At 59.8% G+C, this 19,407-nt stretch carries 9 protein-coding genes; 1 reads left to right on the top strand and 8 read right to left on the bottom strand.

Annotated features, from left to right (window positions below; all coding sequences use genetic code 11):
• Positions 1–294: 294 nt before the first annotated feature.
• The gene (locus BLO51_RS08490; protein ID WP_245719586.1) at positions 295–2,205 is read left to right on the top strand and encodes an FAD-dependent oxidoreductase; all 1,911 of its coding nucleotides are present in this window, start codon (positions 295–297) and stop codon (positions 2,203–2,205) included.
• Between the two features lie 92 nt (positions 2,206–2,297).
• Here the strand turns inward: BLO51_RS08490 and BLO51_RS08485 are convergent, their stop codons facing one another.
• The 8 genes from BLO51_RS08485 to BLO51_RS08450 all read right to left on the bottom strand — a co-directional run bounded on the left by BLO51_RS08485 (position 2,298) and on the right by BLO51_RS08450 (position 19,333).
• Positions 2,298–2,753, bottom strand: coding sequence for a stalk domain-containing protein (locus BLO51_RS08485; protein ID WP_245719585.1), 456 nt, complete (start codon positions 2,751–2,753; stop codon positions 2,298–2,300).
• Between the two features lie 109 nt (positions 2,754–2,862).
• Positions 2,863–6,321: an AAA family ATPase gene (locus BLO51_RS08480; RefSeq protein WP_090669754.1), complete on the bottom strand. Its 3,459-nt coding sequence runs from the start codon at positions 6,319–6,321 to the stop codon at positions 2,863–2,865.
• 39 nt (positions 6,322–6,360) lie between these two features.
• A complete protein-coding gene (locus BLO51_RS08475) occupies positions 6,361–7,539 on the bottom strand; it encodes an exonuclease SbcCD subunit D (RefSeq protein WP_090669751.1) in 1,179 nt (392 codons plus the stop codon).
• Positions 7,540–7,670: 131 nt separating this feature from the next.
• Positions 7,671–11,672 carry a helicase-exonuclease AddAB subunit AddA gene (gene addA, locus BLO51_RS08470; protein WP_090669748.1) on the bottom strand — a complete coding sequence of 1,334 codons (4,002 nt, stop codon included), beginning with the start codon at positions 11,670–11,672 and terminating at the stop codon, positions 7,671–7,673.
• The gene (gene addB, locus BLO51_RS08465; protein WP_090669745.1) at positions 11,669–15,352 is read right to left on the bottom strand and encodes a helicase-exonuclease AddAB subunit AddB; all 3,684 of its coding nucleotides are present in this window, start codon (positions 15,350–15,352) and stop codon (positions 11,669–11,671) included. The genes addA and addB overlap by 4 nt, the downstream gene beginning before the upstream one ends.
• Positions 15,353–15,600: 248 nt before the next feature.
• A complete protein-coding gene (gene gntK, locus BLO51_RS08460; RefSeq protein WP_090669742.1) occupies positions 15,601–17,148 on the bottom strand; it encodes a gluconokinase in 1,548 nt (515 codons plus the stop codon).
• 17 nt (positions 17,149–17,165) lie between these two features.
• Positions 17,166–18,527 (bottom strand): GntP family permease, encoded by a 1,362-nt coding sequence (locus BLO51_RS08455; protein ID WP_090669739.1) that lies wholly within the window; start codon positions 18,525–18,527, stop codon positions 17,166–17,168.
• Between the two features lie 134 nt (positions 18,528–18,661).
• Positions 18,662–19,333 (bottom strand): GntR family transcriptional regulator, encoded by a 672-nt coding sequence (locus BLO51_RS08450; protein ID WP_090669736.1) that lies wholly within the window; start codon positions 19,331–19,333, stop codon positions 18,662–18,664.
• Positions 19,334–19,407: the final 74 nt, after the last annotated feature.

The following is a 19,407-nucleotide window of genomic DNA, read 5'->3' as shown; positions in this document are numbered from 1 at the left end:
CCTTCCACTATCAGGTTCAGGTTTGTCTCCTTCCACTATACCCGAAAACTTGGCAAAAAGAAAACTCATCGCGGCAAAAAAACAAGAACACGATTTTTTTGCGCGGCACTGTCTATCGTGAGCTGATCGTTCTCAAAATGTGATCTATTTTAACGAAAATAAGCATCGATTTAGGCCCGAAAACAGGGATTCATTTATAGACTATCGGTCTAATATTATCTATAATACTAATTGGAACGATTCAATGCTTGGCAAACGGTGCTAACCAAAGGGGGTTTAGGGGTGGACCGGTTCATGAGAGCGTCGACGCGAAAAAAACGCGACTACCTGATGGATGTCGCCCTGAAGCTGTTTGTGGAACGCGGATACGAGCATGTGTCCGTGGACGATATCATCGCCGCGACTCAGACGTCCAAAGGAACGTTCTACCATTATTTTGAAGGCAAAGACGAAATTCTGCGAGAGATCCCGAGAAAACAGATGGAGCTTATTCAAGCCTGGTGCAGCCGCACGCCTTCGCAAGTGCGGTCACTGGAAAGCCACGTCAACCGGCTGATGCTGGATTTGACCGAAGCGCTGGGCGCCTCCAGGCGGCTGATCCGCAGCTGGATCGCCCTTTCGATGCAAAACGAAGGCCTGAAGGCGGCCATGGAAGAGCTGAAACGAACGCTGTACGAAAGCCTGCTGCGCTGGCTGCCCGAGTCGGGCAAAGCCAAAATGCTGACCACCGCTTATTTCGGCACGGTCATGCTGTGGTGCACGATCGAAGAAGAGACGGATTTGACCGAGCGGATGCGGGAGCAGCTCGCTTGGATTTGGACAGGGCTTCGCCATAACAAGGAAGCGGAACCGATTCTACTTGAAGCAGAACGGAAAGGAGAACACAACATGAAGGTTGCTATCATCGGAGGAGGGCTTGCGGGGTTGACCGCAGCCGCTTATTTATCGGAGCATCAAGGAATCGAAGGCGTCCTGTTTGAGCGCAGTCCGCAGCTGGGCGGACGGGCATTTACTTATGAAAAAGCGGGCTTTACGCTGAATTACGGCGCACACGCGATTTACGGCATCGACCGCCATACCATCGGCGATATGGAGCGCGAGCTGGGACTATCGTTCAGCTCGAAGCAGGTGGATAGACGGCGGGTCATGTATTGCAAGAACGACCAGCTGACGCCGGCCCCGCTCGACTTTGTCAACCTGATGCGGACGGAGCTGCTGAATCCGCTCCAAAAGATGCGCTTCGTCGGGGAAATTACGGCGACCATCGCCAACATTCACAACGTGCGCAATTACAATACGCTGGGCGATTATTTGGCACAGTCGGACGCAGACGAAGACGTGAAGGAGCTGTGGGAGCATCTTGTCTGTACGAACTTCTTCATCACGCCGGAAGAGGCGCGGAAGGTTTCGGGCGCGGTGATCAGCGAATATTACCAAAATCTCTTTTTGTCGAACCGTCCGGTTAACTATGTGCTCGGCAGTTGGGCCGTCATTACGAACCAACTCAAGCAAAAAATCGACTTGACCTCCCGCTGGGAAATCGCGCTGCGCGAAGGCGTAGACAGCATCCGGTACGCGGACCGCAAGTTTCGGCTGCAGACGAAAACCCGCGAGCTCGACTTCGATCGCGTCATCTTCGCCATGCCGGTACAGCAGGTGTGCAAGCTGCTCAAAGATACGCCGTGGGAGCCGTTCATGGCCCCTTACGAGGACAATACGTCGACGGAGGTCATGGTGTACGACATCGGCCTGAATCGTGTAGTAGCCCGCCCGTTCAGCTACATCAGTGACATGGACAACAAGCTGTTCATCAGCGACGTCTCGGCGACCGACCACACGCTCGTTCCAGAAGGCGGGCAGCTGCTGCAGGGCATCGCGTACCTGAACGACAACTTCGAGGGCGAGGATGAGCGTAAGGCGTATCTGGATAAAAAGACCGAGCAGATGGAAGCCTTGTTCGATCAGCACTATCCGGGCTGGCGCGAAGCGACGGAAGTGAAGCGCGTTTCGAAAAAAGCGATGGTATCGAGCGTCAAAAATATCGCAAGCAACCGGCTGCTGCCGAACCGGATCGAGAACGTGCCGTTCTACTTCTGCGGCGACGGCTGTCAAGGCAAAGGCGAGCTTGCGGAACGCGCCTTCTCCAGTGCGCGGCTGTCGGCCAAGGCGATCTTGGAGGAAACTCCGCAGCTTCAAAGAGCATAATCCGATTATAGACGTGCGAAATATAAAGCTCGAATGGCTCGGTTCTGTGAAAGGCGGAACCGGCCGTTCGAGCTTTTTTGGCAATTCAATCGTTATATCAGATCGTTCCAAAGCTTGGTTAGCTGCTGCACCACCCAGCCAAGCCATGCGCCGACCGCCTGAAGCGGCCCCGGTTTGGTATCGGACGGCGACTTTTGCTCCGTTGAGAGCACAGTGACGGTCGTCGAGCCTTTTTTCCCTATGGCCGTCCGGGTCGCCTCGTCCCATTCCACCTTCGCCCCCATCGCTTCAAAAATCGCGCGCAGCGGTGTCAACGTATTGCCCTCGATCAGAACCGGAGGCTGCTCGAACGGCACGGCTTTTCCGTCCACATCGACGGAAATTCTGGAGGTGATCGGAAACGAACGGGAGCCGCTCTTCTGTCCTTCGCGATTATAGACTGCGAGTTCAAGAACCGAGCCTTCCGGGATCGCGTCGGCCACTAGGTCGATCCCGAATGGCGGGGCTATCTGCGTCGCAAGCAAGCCGCGCGCGCTTCGGCGGTTCATGCCGTGCTCCCCGGACGGTCCGGCTTGCGATTGGTGATGGTCATTCCCTTGCGCTGCAGCTTGTTCTATTTATTCTATCATTAGCTATGACCGTCCGCGTAGAAGTATGCTACATCGTTTCCAGCGTCACCCGGCTGCCTCGTCCGTTCGGCTCGGCGGGGTGAACGACCAGCCTGCGCGGCAGCCGCGCTCGCAGCTCCGGCACGTGGCTGATGACGCCGACGGTCAGCTTGTCCAAATGCAGCTTTTCCAGCGCGGTGATAACCGTGTCGAGCAGCTCTTGGTCCAGCGTGCCGAACCCTTCGTCCAGGAAGAAAAATTCGAGCGGATGCTCTCCCTTCAGCTGGATTTGCGTCGAAAGGGCGAGCGATAGCGACAGCGAGGTCAGGAACGTTTCGCCGCCGGACAAGGTGGTCACTGGTCGCTTCACGCCGCCATTCGCGTTGTCGCGGATGACGAAGCCGCCGCCGGAGTCGACCTCGATCGCATATTTTTGCCGTGTCAGCTGACCGAGCCGTTCCGATGCCACACGGCTGACGTGTATGAGCTGCTCCTCCGCCAAAAATTCGACGAAGGCGTTGCCGCGCAGCACGCTTTGCAATTTGCCAAGCAGGGACAGCTCCTGCTGGCTTTTCTCCCGCTCCGCCTCCAGTTCGCTCCACCGGGCATGCTTCGCCTGCAGCTCCTCGTGGTCGCGCTCCGCTTTGGCCGTCGCCTGCAGCGCCGCTTCGTCCTCGGCTTTGCACCAGGCCAGCTCTTCCTCCAGCGCTATCCACTCTTCTTCGGTGACCTGCCGTCCCGCCAGCTCGGCGTCAAGCTCCGCTTGCCGCGCGGCGAGCTGGTGCTCCTGCTTTCCGTGGGCTTCCACTTCGGCAGCCCATGCCTGCTGCTGCTCCGGTTCGACCAGCGCTTGCATCACTTCGTCTGCCGTCGCGAAGCCTTCCGCGGACGCTTGCTGCGTCCATTCCGCTTCCGCTTCCTCGTAAGCGAGCCGAGCCGATTCGGCCGCTTGGCGCGCCGCGGCTTCCGCCTGCGATTCGGCCTGCTGGCGGGCCTGCGCTTTTTCGAGCAGTTGCACAGACCGTTGTGCTTCGGTGCGCAGCTTGTGCAGCTCCGCCTGCGCCTTGGCAGCCAATGCGGAAGCGTCTTCGTCTCCTACCCAAGCCCGCAGCCGCTCCGCCTGTTGTCCCGTCTGCTGCTCAAGCGCTTGCCGTTCCGCCGCTAACCGGACGGATTCTTTCTCGGCCTCGCTCAGCTCCTGCTGGAGCTGCTCCATCCGGTTCCGCTTCTCGTCCAAAAACTCCACGCTTTTGTCCAAGCGGCCCCGCAGTTCCTCCGCCAGTTGATCCTGACGCTTCAGCCGCTCCGCCAGCTCTTCCAGCTCGTCCGGCCGGAACTCCGGAAATTTGGCCTGCCAGCCGGCACGGACGGCGTTCAGCGCTTCGCGGGTCTCGCCCGCTTTGGCCGCATGGGCGTCGAACAGCGTTTGCGCCGTTTGCTTGCGCGCTTCTCCGTCATGCCGCTGCTTGTCCAACTGTCGCTTGCTTTGCAGCAGCTCTTGAAGCTTCACTTGCAGCCGCTGAATCTGGCGACCGACCTCCGCAGCAGATTCCGCCGCTGCCCACAGCGTTTCCGCAATCCGTTCGCCGGCGATGCCGGGCTGCGCGTTGTCCGCGGAAGATTCCGTTGCGGTAATAGCCGAGGAGACGGCCGCTTCGCCTAGCGCAGCGGGCAGCCCTTGCGGCTCTTCCTCCACCGCCTGCCGCCACTGTGTTTCCAGCGCTTGCAGCGACTGCAAATGGCCTTGGACCGCAAACCGGCTTTCACGGGCTTCGTTCTGCTGCCGCTCCAGCATTGCCGCTTCGTCTTGCCGCGCAGGCGAATTCCCGTTCGAGGCTCCCACGGCCTGCGGCAGCGCCGGATTTGGATGCGCCACGGAGCCGCAAACCAGGCAAGCTCCGCCGTGATGCAGGTGCGCCGCCAGCGCCTCGGCCATTGCCGACAGCTCCGCTTGCTGCTGAGCTTTGCGGCGGTGCGCCATCTCCTCCGCGATGCGGCTCTCCAGCCCCGTCAGCCGGCTTTCCGTCTCCCGCGACGCCCGATAAGCCGCGAGCAGTTCCTTCGCCCACTCCTCGGCGCGCAGCTCCCATTCCCGCTGCGCCGCTTGCAGCGACGCCTCCGCCTGACTCAGCCGCTGCAGCTCCGCCTGCAGGCGGCTCGTTTCCGCCTGCTGCTCCGCCTCCTGCTTCGCAAGCCGCTCCAGCTCGCGCTTGTCCTGCAGCGCCTCCTGCAGGCGCTCGCGGTGCGCGGCGGGCACCTCCGCCCGCTTCAGCTCGTCGCGCAGCTGCGCCTGCCGCTGCAGCGCCTTCTCGCGCAGCTCGCGCTCGCGCGTCTGCTCCGCGCACAGCGTCGCCAGCTGCACCTCGCGGCGCCCGCCTTCGGCGGCCAGCGCGGCCAGCCGCTCGCGCGCCGCGGCGAGCTCGGCCGCGAGCTGCGCGGCCTGGCGCAGCTGCTCGAGCCGCGCAGCCAGCGGCGCCTCCTGCGCGGCCAGCGCTTCGCGCGCGGCAGCGTGCGCCGCCTGCGCTGCGGCGAGCGCGCCCTGCGCGGCGCCGAGCGCCTCCGCGGCGGCGCGGGCAGCGCCGCGCTGCTGCGCGAGCTGCGCCTCTGCGGCGCTGCGCCGGCGCACGAGCGGGCGCAGCCGCTCGGCCTGCGCCGCGCGGGCGAGGCGCGCCGCGAGCTGCGCCACGCGCGGCGTCTGCGCGGCCAGCGCGGCCTGGCGCGCGGCCAGCGACGCGCGCTCGCGCTGCAGCTCGCGCACGGCGCGCAGCTCCGCGGCGCGGCGCTCGCAGGCGGCGAGCCGCTCGCGCAGTCCGCGGGCGGCTTCGCGCGTTTCCGCGAGCCGCTGCTCGGCCTGCGCCAGCGCCGCTTGCGAGGCGTCGCCGAGGCCCTGCTGCTCCGCTTGGAGCGCCCGGATCGCCACGTCCGTTTCCTTGAAACGGGCGGCAGTTTTCGCGCTCAGCCGGTCGCCGTACGGCTCCAGATGGAACAAACGCTGAAGCATCGCCCGCCGGTCTTTGCCCGTCAGCGTTAGAAACTCCGCAAACTTCCCTTGCGGCAGCACGACCGCCCGGGTAAAATCGGCCATCGACAAGCCCAAAATATCCTGAATCCGCTGATTGACCTCGCCCGCCTTGTCGGCCAACACGACCGCTTCGTCGTCCCGGTACTGAATCAGCCGGCACAGGCTGCCTAGCACCGAGACGTCGCCGCCCCGCTTGAATTGGCGGTCGACGCGGTAGCGCTTGACGCCGAGCGCATGCCCCAGCTCGAAGGTAAACGAGACGGACAACGTCTGCTCCGCCTGGTTCATGATCGCCTGCGTGCCGCCCTGCGCCCGCTCCACCTTCCCGAACAAGGCCAGCGTCATCGCATCGAGCAGCGTCGACTTGCCGCTGCCCGTCGGCCCGAAGATGCCGAAGACCCCCGCGCCCGTCAGCGCGCTGAAATCGATGTCCTGCGCTTCCCGGTAGCTTTGCAGCCCCGCGATTTGCATATGAATCGGCCGCATGAGCAAGCCCCCTCTCCAATCAACTCTATAACTATCCGGCTACACGGCCGGATCATCTTCCTCCGTATGTAACAGCTCCAGAAACAGCCGGAGCAGCTCCGGCTCGGGCTGCGCCCCGCCGGTCTGCCGCTCGTAAAAGCAGCGGAACAGCTCGTCCATCGGCAGCTTCGTCGCCGAGACGGCTTCCTGCAGCGACGTCTCCAGATCCGGGTACACCGGCCGGATATGAATAAACCCGTCCCGGGCCAGCCGCAGCCGGTGCAGCTGCTCCATCGACATCGTCTCCTGCAAGTGAACCTCCAGATCGATCCAAGCGTTGGCGTCCTTGCCTTCGTCCAGCCAACGATGCACCTCCGCGAGCCCGCCCTTGGCTTTCCATTCCACAAGCGGACGTCCGCTGGAGAGGAAGATTTCTTCCAATTGGGGAGCCGCGCCCGGCTTTAGATCGAGCACCGTGACCGATTTGGCCTGCCCGGCCTCCGAGAAGCTGTAGGCGAGCGGCGAGCCGCTGTAGCGAATCGTCGTCGTCTCTGACTTCAAAAATTGCGGCCGGTGCAAATGGCCGAGAGCAACGTACTGCGCCCCGGCTTCCAGCGCCGACGTATCTACCGTATAAGCGCCTCCGACTTGAATCGGCCGCTCCGATTCCGTTTCCTGCCCGCCTAGCACATACAGATGGCTCATGAGCAAATTGACCGTATCAGCGCGGTAATGCTTTGCCTGCTCCGCGACGATATGCCGCACCCGCTCGGAGTAGACGGTCCGCAGCAGCGTCTCGTCGGCCTCCTCCGACAGGAGCTCGCGCAGCCGCGACTCGGACGGATACGGCAGCGCGAACAGCACCGCCGTTTCGCCCGTGCGCCGGATGTCCACCGTATGCACCCGCGCTTCCGGCAGACCGACCAGCGTGACGCCAAGTTTGTGTGCCAGCGGGTCGGCGGCAGCCAGCCGGTCAGGGTGATCGTGGTTGCCCGCAATGACGTACACCGGCCGCTGGCCTTGATCCGACAGACGCGCCAGCGCATCGTAAAACAACTGCTCGGCGGCGGCCGGAGGATTCACCGAATCGTAAACGTCTCCTGCCAGCAGCACCAGATCGATCTGCTGGTCCTTCACAAGAAGGGCCAGCTCGTCGACGAACGCTTCCTGCTCGGCGAGCCGGCTTCTTCCTTCCAGCGTCCGGCCGAAATGCCAATCCGCCGTATGCAATATCCGCATAGCTTTTCCTTCCTTCCCTAATAGCGGCGCAATGGAGCGGCGCTTGGCTTAAGCCAAGCTCTATGTCTTGCTCCCGCTTCCATGGTCGACGCCCGCTCATATCGTGCGTCTGCTTCCACTCGTACTTTTATTCACAGCTGCACCACATGAGCGCCGTCGAATAAAAAGATATATTTTCCGGTTACCGGCCGCTTCCAGATTGTCTCGACGGCTCTGGCGTACAAGTCAAGCTGCAGCCTGTATTTTTCCGCCAGCCGGAGCGGAGAAGCGCCTTTTAACTGGTCCGTCTTGAAATCCACCAGCACGAGGCCGTCGCCTTCGTCGATCAGACAATCGATTACGCCCTGCAGCATCACCGTCTCATCCGATAAACCGCCCCGCTCTGGGCCGTAGACGTCTCGCGCAGGCAGCCCAAAGCTGAACGGCGTTTCCCGGTGCACCCGCTTGGCGTGAAGCAAACGCCGTCCCAGCTCGCTTTCAAAGAACGTCACGATCACCGCAGGGTCAACCAGACCGCACTGCTCCTCCGTCAGCAGCTCGCGCTGCACCAGAGAGGCCAACAGCTCGCGGACGTCGGATTCCGAAGGAAGGCGATCCATCGGCATATGCTGCATCACCGTATGAAACACCGTTCCGCGCTCGGCAGCATTCGGCCCGCTTCGCTCCATAAAGCGCGGCCTTCGGACAATCACTTTATGAAAAGCCCCGCTATCGGCCCCCCGCCCGGACCTTTCTTCCGTTACCGCTTCTCCGGAATCCGCCCCGATTCCCGGCCACAATGCTGCAGACGGCTCGTCCGACAGCAGCTCAAGCAGCTTCCGGTGCTCCGAATGCCGCTTCAGCTCCGTAACGGACGTTTTGGACAGCACCCGCGTCGCATCCTCCCGGGGATAGCTCCAAGACAAGCGCCGCCATACTTCGTGCTCCCACCGCTCCGTTTCGTCGACCGGCTCCAACCGGACCACCGACTGCCATCGGGTATCGGCGAAGCTCACCGCCGCCGCAGCCTGGGACATCCCGGCGAACAGCTCCGGCCTCAGCAGGCGCACCTGCCATTCAGAGGGCTCGCCATCCATAAACGACCAGAGCTGATAGTCCAAAGCACCCGCTTCCCGGAGCGGTTCCGCATCAGGATGCCGGATCAGCGCCGGACCGATCCAGTCCAAATAACAACGCGCGCCCGCCAGCACGTCGTCCGGCAGCGCAAGCCGATCGTGCAGGACAAACCGTCCCCACGCGTCCAACTGCTTCTGCAAATTTTTGACCGACGCAATCAGAATAAGCTTCTCCCGTGCCCGAGTCAGCGCCACATACAGCACGCGCATTTCTTCGGCCAGCATTTCCATTTCGATTTTGCGCCGGATCGCCAGCCACGGCAAGGTCGGATAACTGACCCGCGTGTCCGTCTCCATCAGCTTCGGTCCGAACCCAAGCTCCTTGTGCAGCAAAAAGCTGTCCGTCAAATCCCGCCGGTTGAACGCCTTGGCCATCCCGGCGACGAAGACGACAGGGAATTCCAAGCCTTTACTTTTATGGATCGTCATGATGCGAACGACATCTTCCTGCTCCCCAAGCGCCCTCGCCGTTCCCAGATCGCCGCCTCTGTCCTGCATCCGCTCGACAAAACGCAAAAACCGGAACAGCCCGCGAAACGACGTCTCTTCGTACTGTCGCGCCCGATCGTAAAGTGCGCGCAAATTGGCCTGCCGCTGCGGACCGCCGGGCATGGCGCCGACAAAATCGAAATAGCCGGTTTTCCGGTAAATATCCCAAATTAAATCGGCCAGCGAGCTTTGCTGCGACTGCAACCGCCACTGCCCGAGCCAGTCGAGAAATGTCCGCAGCTTGCGCCGCGTTTCCGGGTTCCGCTGAAATTCGTCCCTCGTCCCGCCGCTCTCGCAGGCCGGCTCCTCCTCGCCCGTTCCATATGCTGCGAACGTTTCGGCAGTCCCGTCTTCGCGGTCCGTTTCGGCACCTGCAGCCTCTCTCGGCGCGCAGGCCCTCACGGCGTCGAAGTATGCCCCGTGCGGCCGGCATATGCGGATATGCGCCAATTCCTCGGCGTCGAGCCCCACGATCGGAGAACGCAGCACGGCGGCAAGCGGAATGTCCTGATACGGATTATCGATCACTTTGAGCAGCGACAATACCATCTGCACTTCAACGGCTGTAAAATATCCGGTGCTCAGCTCCGCGTAAGCGGGAATGCCCTGCTGCCGCAGCTCCTCGATCATGACAGGCGCCCACTGCTGCGTCGCCCGAAGCAGCACGACGATGTCCCGGAACTGGGCGTCACGCATGCCTTTGGCGGATTTGTCGTATACCTGCCGACGGCTTCCGCCGTCCATTCCCATCATCTCGCGGATTTGCCGCGCGATATACCGCGCTTCGAGCTGTACCGTCTCCAGCTCGCGCACCTCGGCTGCCGCATCGTCCGCGGACTCCTCCGTCCCGGCGGCAAAGCCCTCCGGGGAATCTCCCGCGTTTTCTCCCGGCGCCCCGGCATCCTGCGGCGTCCGGTCGATCAGCACAAGCTCGGCCGCAAATGCGCCGCTTGCGTTCGGCGGCTCGGGATAGCCCGCGCCGTAGACGAGCTCCGCCCGCTCGTCGTAGTCGATCTCGCCGACATCTCCGTGCATCAGCTGGCGAAAAATAAAATTCGTGCCGTCCACCACTTGACGGCGGCTGCGAAAGTTGCGCGCCAGATCGATGCGCCGCCCCGGCCCGCCGCCGTCGGTACGGTAGCTTTTGTACTTCTCTTGAAACAAGCCCGGCTCCGCCAAACGAAACCGGTAAACACTTTGCTTGACGTCCCCAACCATAAACCGGTTGCCCGGCGTGTCCTTGGCGATCAGTTGGACTATCGCTTCCTGCACACGGTTCGTATCCTGATACTCGTCCAGCAGCACCTCGGCGAACTGCTCCCGGTATTCCAGTGCTGCGTCGGAAGGAGCGGGCTTCTCGGGAAGCGATTCATCGGCGCTGAGGATCTTCAGGCAAAAATGCTCCAAGTCCGCAAAATCGACGAGCCGCTTGCTCATTTTGGCCGTCCGGTAGCGCTCGCCGAAATCGATTACCAGACCGAAGAGCGCCTCCATAAGCGGTCCCATTGTCCGCAGCTCCGCCTCGTACTGTTCCGGCGTCCGTCCGAACAATTCTTCCTTCAGCTCGTTCAGCCGATCTTTGACCTCGCCCCGCATGTCCTTCACTTGCTCCTGAAGCGCTTTGTCGAAGCCGTCCCCCCGGCAAGCCTTCAGCTTGCCGAAAGCGGCGCCCTGAAACGCTTGATACAGCGGTTCCCACGAGCCTTCGGCAGCCAGCTCCAGCAGTTCGCCGACGACCACACCGTCATCTTGTAGATTCGTCAAATACGGCGCTGGTCCTTCGGGCTGCTCTGCGATCCGCACGGCTTCCCGAAGCCGCGACGCCATAGCCTGAAGCTCCAAGCGGACGTACGCTAGCAAGCTCGCCAGCCACGGGTTGTCGCCGGAAGCGACGGGCCGCTCGAACATGCGGACGCACTCGTTCAGCCAATGCTCCGGCCACGGGTGGCTCCGCGAATCGTCATACAGCCGCTGCACAAGCGAGAACAGCGCGTCGTCGTTTTTATCCCCGCTGAACGAATCCGCCAGCCGCCAGAACAAATTACCTTCATCGGCTTCGCCATACCTCTCCTCCAACAGCTCCTCCAGCAAATCCTGCCGCATCAGCGCGCTTTCCGTTTCATTGGCGATTCGGAAGTTCGGATCGAGTCCGATCCGCTGGTAATGCCGTTGAATGACCTCCATACAAAAAGAGTGCAGCGTCGTAATCGAAGCCTGCGGCATCAACGCAAGCTGCTTGCGCAGGTGATCCGAGCCCGGATTGTCCGCCAGCGCCTTCTCCAGCGCCTCGCTGATCCGGTGGCGCATTTCGGCGGCCGCCGCCTTGGTGAACGTAGCGACCAGCAGCCGGTCTACGTCAAGCGGCTCGCGCTCGTCCGAAATACGGCGGATAATCCGCTCGACCAGCACGGCCGTTTTCCCGGAGCCTGCAGCGGCAGCGACGAGCGTGGAACGGCCGCGGACGGCGATGGCCTGCCATTGTTCGTCCGTCCAAGTGCTGTTCTCAGGCTTCAGCATCGTTTCCGTCATTGTTCGTTCCCTCCATTCTCGTTATCCGGCTCTTCCAAGACGTTCTCTTCCTCCGGCTCCGCTATCCGGCTCTCTTCCGCAGTCGGCCGTTTTGCGGCGGCGCGCGGCCGATAAGCCGCTCCGGCGGAACGGGGAGCGGATGCAGCCTTCTGCTCCATCATTTCCCATATCCTGTCTTTGCCAATCGGCGTAAGCTGCTTGTACGCATTGCCGTCGAGCTGCGTGTCGAATTGGCATACGGAACGGTAAGCGCACATCGTGCAGGCCGTCGCTTGGCCCATCCGGTAAGGCGCAATCTCGATGGTACCGTCCGTCAGCGACGTCCCGATCTCGCGGATCGTCCGCTTGACGTACCGCCGAACGGTGTTCCACTGTTCTTCGGAGGCGACCGACGACGTTTTATAGAAGCTGCCGTCCGTCTTGAGCGCTACCGGCAGCAGGTCGGAATGCCCTCCGGCTTCCGCCAGCCCTCTGTCCATCAGCCGGATCGTATCCGCGTCGGCGCGAAGCAGCCCTCTCATTTTGAACCGCTTCTTCAACTCGCTGTCGATCTCTTGGGCGGAAAGCCCGTTTCTTGCGTTCAGCACCGGATTATGTACATGGAAGTACAACACGCCCGCCGGCTGCGCTTCGTGTCCGAGCCAAATCGGCGCATGCGTCAGAATGACGTCCAAATACGTGAGCATTTGCAGCGATAACCCGTAATATACTTCGGTCATGTTCAGCGACTTGGAACTCGACTTGTAGTCAATCACCCGCAACAGCGTTCCTTGCTCGGTATCCGCCCGGTCGATCCGATCGATTCTTCCCCGGAGCTCCATGCGCACGCCGTTGTCCAAATCGTAAAGCAGCGGCGGGATCGGCTGTCCGCTACCGAAGCCGACCTCCAGTCCGATCGGCCGGAACTGCCCCCGCCGGGCATGCTCGCCCAGCATCAGCGCCGCTCGTCCGATCACCTGCTTGAGCTTGCGCGCAATATAGGAATACCGCTTGGAGCTGAGCAAAATTTCGCCCTGCAGCTTCGGCGCAAGCGCGTCGACGACAAGCGCCGCACGCTGCTCGCATTCCGCGGCCGACAAGCCGCCCCAGTCGAATCCTTCGCGCTCCGCCTGCTCCGCAAACTTGGTCAATGCGGCGTGAAACAGCTGCCCGATATCGGGCGCTTCCAAGCGAAAAATACGGCGTTCCTTCAGCCGCAGTCCGTGAGAGACGAACTGGGAGAACGGACACGCGACGAAGCGCTCCATCCGGGATACGCTCGTCTGGATGCTTTCCCCGTACAGCTCGCGGCTCGTTTCGGCGCTCAATTCCTTCGCCCGGTTCGCATAGAGCAGCGCCTGCACCATCCGCGACAGCTTCAGAGCGTGTTCGGGTTGGCGGGCGAACCAGTTGTACACCGACCACCAGACGGCGTTCATCGGAGCCCCCCCCATCCACTGCTTCAACTGCACCATCAACAGGGACAACGCTTTATCCGGATGTGCGACATACTCCATTTGCTCCCCGGCATGGCCGTCCGGGGTCGGATCGTTCAACAGCAGCCGCTCCTGCAGCGACGGGTACATCCGCTTCACTTGACGGATCACGTCCGAGGGCAGAAGCGACCTCCCTTCCTCGTCGGCCAGCGGATAGCTGAGCCATAATCCGTGCGAAGGCGCGCAAAACGCGCAGTAGATCAGGAACGACTCGTCAAGCAGCCGCCTCCGGCTCCCTTCAGCGGTTTGCAGCCCGTTTCCAGCCAACTGCTCGCGCTCCGCTTCCGACAAGACGCCACTTTCGGGCATTTTGGCGGGCATGACCCCCTCGCTCACGCCGAGCACGAACATGTGCTTGACCTGGCCGGAACGGGTCCGGTCCATGCTGCCGACCAGCACCTGATCGAGAGTGGGCGGGACATGGCCGAGCTTGATGCTTTCAAGTCCCGTGTCCACCAGCTCCGCGAACGTTTCCGGCGTCATCGTCTCGTCTCCCATCAGCTCCGCGAGCTGATCGAACATATCCACGACCCGCTCCCATACTTGGGCGTGCTCCCGCGCTTTCTCCGCTTGTCCTTGCGCAAGGGCCGCCTGGCTCCAAGATTCCAGCCGCTCCGGCACCCGCAGCTGCTCCAGCAGGCCGTACAGCGCCTCCACCCGCTGAAGCACCGTCGCTTTCCGGCGCATGCGTTCCTGCAGCGCCCCGAGAGGTTCCGCCACCAGCCTGCGGCAGGCGTTGAGCTTTCGCAGAAACGCCTCGTCCGCCTCGCTGGCTAGCGTATCGTCCTGTTCGAGCGTGGTCCGGTACGAATACGTCCAGTCCTTCATCCATTTGTGTCCTTGAATGCCGAACGCCAGCGCATAGTTTTCGAGCTGGTCCATCGCATGCCGGTCGACGATTAAACCGTCCTCTCGCGCTCTTGCCTCGCCGAACGGCAGGAAAAATCCGGTTTTGACCGCGCGAAAAACCGCTTCGTATTTCCAATAACGGTTGACCGTTTCGAGCGCGGAACGAATCAATTCGACGAGTGGGTGATGAACGACCGGCCGCTTATGATCCAAAAAGTGCGGGATGCCGTAGTCGGCAAATGTGCCCGAGATCAGCTCGCCATATGATTCCATGTTGCGGACCGACACGGCGATGTCGCGCCATCTAAGCCCTTCGTCACGGACGAGCTTGACAACGTCCCGGGCCAACGCCTCCACCTCCGCCCTGCGGCTGGCCGCCGCCGATATGCGAACGGCCGACAACCGGTTATCCCCCGGCTCGGATCGGTAAGGCTTTTTCACCCGTTCCTCCCATTGCGCCTCCAAAAATCCGAGCGACGGCGTATCCCGGAACCTTGCCGGAGGCGACGACGGCAGGATGATCGAGGCTTCGGTTTCCACCTCCAAGGCATCCAGGCGCTCCCGGAGCGTCTTCATCGTCCGGGCGGTCGGATGGAACAAGTCCAGCTCGTGCGGCTGCTCCCCGCCCGCATACGGACGGTTCAAAGAGAGCGTCATCGTGACCCGGCCGGCGTACAGCGCAAGCTGTTCCAGGACGGCAAGCTCCTGAGGGGTAAACCCGTGAAATCCGTCGACCCATAGTTCTGCGCCCCGTAAATACGCCGATTCGCCGACCTGACGGGCCAGCAGCGTCAAATAATCTTCCCCGTCCAGATACAGCTTGGACAATTCCGCCTCGAATTCAACGTACAGAAGCTGCAAATCGTGCAGCTTGTCCGGAAGCGTGCCGGAAACATTGCCGCCGTCGGATGCAAAGCGTGACGAATAAAACTGCTCAAGCTGATCGGGGCTGATACAGTACCGTTTCAGCTCCGCAAACAGCTCGTTCAATTTATCCAGAAAGCCCGTTTGTCCTGCCGACGCTTGAAAACGGCGCAGACGATCTTTTTGTTTATGTAAAATGCGGTGCAGCAGCAGTTTTTTACCTGTTTCATCGATCGGCAGGCGCGAGGCGCCGCCTACCTCCTGCATGACGCGCCAAGCAAGCCGCCGGAAGCTGAGCACTTGAGCGCGCAGCGTGCCTCCGAGCTCCGGGGATGACACCAACGCATATTCCGCCTGAAAGGTAGCCTGCTCCGGCACGAGCCAGATCAGCGGCGCACCATTCGGCTGATCCAGCAGCTTTTGCTTGATCGCGCTCAGGCAATACGTCGTTTTGCCACTGCCCGCACGGCCCAGCACAAATTGAAAAGCCATAGTCGCTCCTCCAAATTTCACTTCAATTCACGTAACTCTACTATTCTACCAAAATGTCGGACATTACGGAAAAGACAGGTTTTGGTATAGTATAGCACAATCGAATACACCGGAACACTCGTTCCGCCCCGACTTATCCTTTGGTTGCAGCATCGGCTCGGCAAAATAGGAAAAGCCGGGAAAAGGGCTGCCCTTTAAGACAGCGCGCTTTTCCCGGCTTTTTCCGTGTGATCGAAGCTTGAAGCTTGCTAGAGACGTTCCCGCTTTTGCTGAAATCGAGCGATCGCCTCGTATTCTTCCTCCATGCTTCGCGCAATTTTAATGTAGATGGGCAGAAGCTCATGATAGATTTCGGCATGCTCCCGTATCGGCTTATGCACATGCGTTGCACCGACCATCCGGGAAACGATATGCAGCGAATCCGCTCTCCCTGTCGCGTATAATCCAAGCACGACGGCTCCAAGACAAGAGCTTTCGAAGCTTTGGGGCACGACCACTTCCTGATCGAAAATATCCGCCATGATCTGACGCCAGAGAGAGGAGCGGGCAAAGCCGCCGGTGGCCTGAATTTTTTTGGGTCGCCCGATCCGCTCCCCCATCGCCAGCAAGACGGTGTACAGATTAAAAATAACCCCTTCCAGCACAGCGCGGATCATATGCTCCTTGCGATGGTGCATCGTCAAGCCGAAAAAGGAGCCTCTCGCATTCGCATTCCATAAAGGAGCGCGTTCCCCAGTCATATAAGGATGAAAAATCAAGCCGTCGGAGCCCGGGCTCACCTTCTCCACAATTTGCGTCAACAGATCGTAGGCGTCGATTCCAAGACGTTTGGCCGTTTCGACCTCCGATGCGGCAAACTCGTCCCTTGCCCACCGGAACAGCATGCCGCCATTGTTGACCGCTCCGCCGATGACCCAATGCTTTTCCGTCAGGGCATAGCAGAAGATTCTCCCCTTGGGATCCGTTGAAGGCCGGTCAATCACGGTGCGGATCGCGCCGCTGGTGCCGATGGTCGCCGCCACGACTCCGGGCTCAATCGCATTCATGCCAAGATTGGAAAGCACGCCGTCGCTCGCGCCGACAATAAACGGCGTCGATTCGGCAAGGCCCGTCTCTTCCGCAAAAACGGCTTTCATTCCTTGCAGCGCATACGTCGTCGGAACGAGTCTGGACAATTGATTTCTCGATACCCCGACAACGTCCAGCGCCTCTTCGTCCCAGTCCAGCTTCTGCAAATTCATCAGACCGGTCGCCGAGGCGATGGAATAGTCGACCACGTATTCGTCGAACAGCTTGGCAAACACATATTCCTTGATCGAGATGAATTTGCCGGCGTGTTGAAACAGCTCCTGATGATCATGGCGAAGCCACAGCAGCTTGGAAAGCGGCGACATCGGATGGATGGGCGTCCCCGTCCGCAAATAGATCTCATGGCCGTTCATGTCCCGCTTCAAACGTTCCGCCCAGGCGGCGCTTCGGTTATCCCCCCATGTGATGCAGCGCGTTAGTGGCTTGCCTTCGGCATCGACCACGATAACGCTGTGCATGGCCGAGCTGAAGGAGACAAACAGGACCTGCTCCGGCCTCGCGGCGCTCTGCGTCATTACGCGCTTCAGCGTTTGGATCACCGCGCGGAATATGCGGTCCGGGTCCTGCTCGGCTATAGACGAAGTAGGCGTATACAAAGGATATTCCTCGTCCGCCTTGGTCACGATTTTCCCGTCTTCCTCGAATAAGACGGCTTTCGTGCTGGTCGTTCCGATGTCAACGCCAATCATATAGGCAGGCTGGCTCAATGAAATAACCCTCTTTCTTAAACCACGACGCTAAGGAGAAGAATGAAGATCAGTCCCACCACGGATAAAATCGTCTCCATCGCCGTCCATGATTTTAAAGTTTGCGATACGCTCATATTAAAAAATTCCTTGACCATCCAAAAGCCCGCATCGTTTACGTGGGACAGTACAAGCGATCCTGCGCCCGTAGCCAGCACGACCAGCTCTACATTCACGCCCGGACTCAGCGCAAGGACAGGAGCAATGATGCCTGCGGCCGTCGTCATGGCAACCGTGGCCGACCCTGTCGCGACACGGATGAGAGCCGCGACAAACCACGCGAAAAAGATAATGTTTACATGCGACTGGGTGGCCATCGCAGCTATAGCGCCGCCTACCCCGCTGTTAATCAATACTTGTTTAAAGGCTCCGCCTGCCCCGATGATCAGAATGATCGTCGCGGTCGGAGCCAAGCATTCGCTGGCAAAGCGGGAAATATCCTCTTTCTTAAAGCCCCTCGCAAAGCCGAGCGAAAAGAAGGAGAAGACGACCGCGATAAGCAGAGCGATAATTTCATGGCCAATAAATGCGCTGAACCGGGTAAGGCCGCTCGTCGCTTTCGGGTCGACGATGGTGGCGATCGATCCGATCAGCATGAGAAGGACGGGCAATAAAATCGTGAGCAGCGTGATCCCGAACCCCGGAAGGCCGCGGTTATCCTTCGCCGCGAATTGCTCTGCCAGATCGGCCGGCGGCTCTACCGCCAAGCGTTTGCCGATAAATTTGCCGAACAGAGGACCGGCAATAATGGCCGTCGGCAGCCCGATCAGAATGGAATACAGAATCGTCTTCCCCAGATCGGCATTATAAGCGGCAATGGCGATCATCGGCGCCGGATGAGGCGGAACAAGCCCGTGCACGGTGGAAAGCCCGGCCAGCAGCGGAATTCCGATTTGCAAGAGCGACATTTTCGTCTTGCGCGCCACGATAAATACGATAGGAATTAAGAGGATGACCCCCACCTCGAAAAACACGGGAATCCCTACAATGAATCCGACAACCATCATCGCCCAGTGAACGCGTTTTTCGCCGAACCGGTCGATCAGCGTGGTCGCGATCCGCTCCGCGCCTCCGGACTCCGCCATCATTTTGCCCAGCATCGTCCCCAGCCCGATGACAATGGCGATCGTCCCAAGCGTGCTGCCAAGCCCTCCTGTAACCGCTTTAATGATGTCCGCAGAATTCATGCCGGCCAAAAAGCCTAAAAGCAACGAAGAAATCAAAAGCGCCACAAAAGGGTTCCATTTGAATCGAGCAATCAGAACAACAAGAAAAATAATGGAAAGTAACGCCCAAATGATCAAGGTCAAGTTGGGATCGAGACCAAAAATACGGTTCATAAGCACTCTCCTTATTATTCATGCGAGCATGATTTGTATCCAGAGTATGCCCTTTTTATAGTGTGGCAATGAATTTATACATGTGTACTTGTCGACAAGTATGGTGATAAAAAAGCCTGCATAGCAGCGGCCTTTTAAGGAAACCTGCTATGCAGCGTTTTATGCGAGTCGGCAAAATATTGCTGAACGACAGATTGAATGACGGTGACGTCCTTCGACTCGAGCCCGGCGACAATCGACCGGTGCTTATCGACGACGGACTTGAGTTTGTTCTCGCCTTTGGAGAATATCTCCGACGTCGTAAGGTACATGACGGTCAACACGATTTGGCGGATGCTTTTCCACAAATGCAAGATCCTTGCATGCTTGGCCTCCACGATGATCGATTCGTGAAAGGAAAAGTCCAGATACGAAAATTCCGCGATATCGCGATGCTTCATCGCCAATTCCATCTTATCGATGTTCCGTTTCAGATTGGGGAGCAGCGACTCGTGGTTTCCTTCGGCCAATCGCTGCTGCGCAAAGCTCTCGATCAAAAACCGGACGTCATACAGCTCTTCGACATCCTGTGAGCTGAGACCGTTCACGACGGCGCCCATTCTCTCTAGGCGAATGAGACCTTCGTTTGACAATGTTTTCAAGGCTTCTCTGACGGGTGACCGGCTTGTTCCGAATTCCGCGGCCACCTTGTTTTCGGATATGACTTCGCCTAGTTTTATGTTCCCAGCGATAATTTGCAATCTTAATTCGCAAGCCATCCTTTCTCCCAGAGACAACCCTTGCAACCATGCAGCAGGATAACGCATGAACAACTCCCCCATACAGACCGTTTTTCGATAACCGCGATAAAGTATCGTAGACAAGTATTTCTAGATTTTAT

This window comes from Paenibacillus tianmuensis, assembly GCF_900100345.1.
In the GTDB taxonomy this organism is placed as follows: Bacteria; Bacillota; Bacilli; order Paenibacillales; family NBRC-103111; genus Paenibacillus_G; species Paenibacillus_G tianmuensis.
Note: the sequence above shows the minus strand (reverse complement) of the source record. Positions and strands in the feature narration are given on the sequence as shown.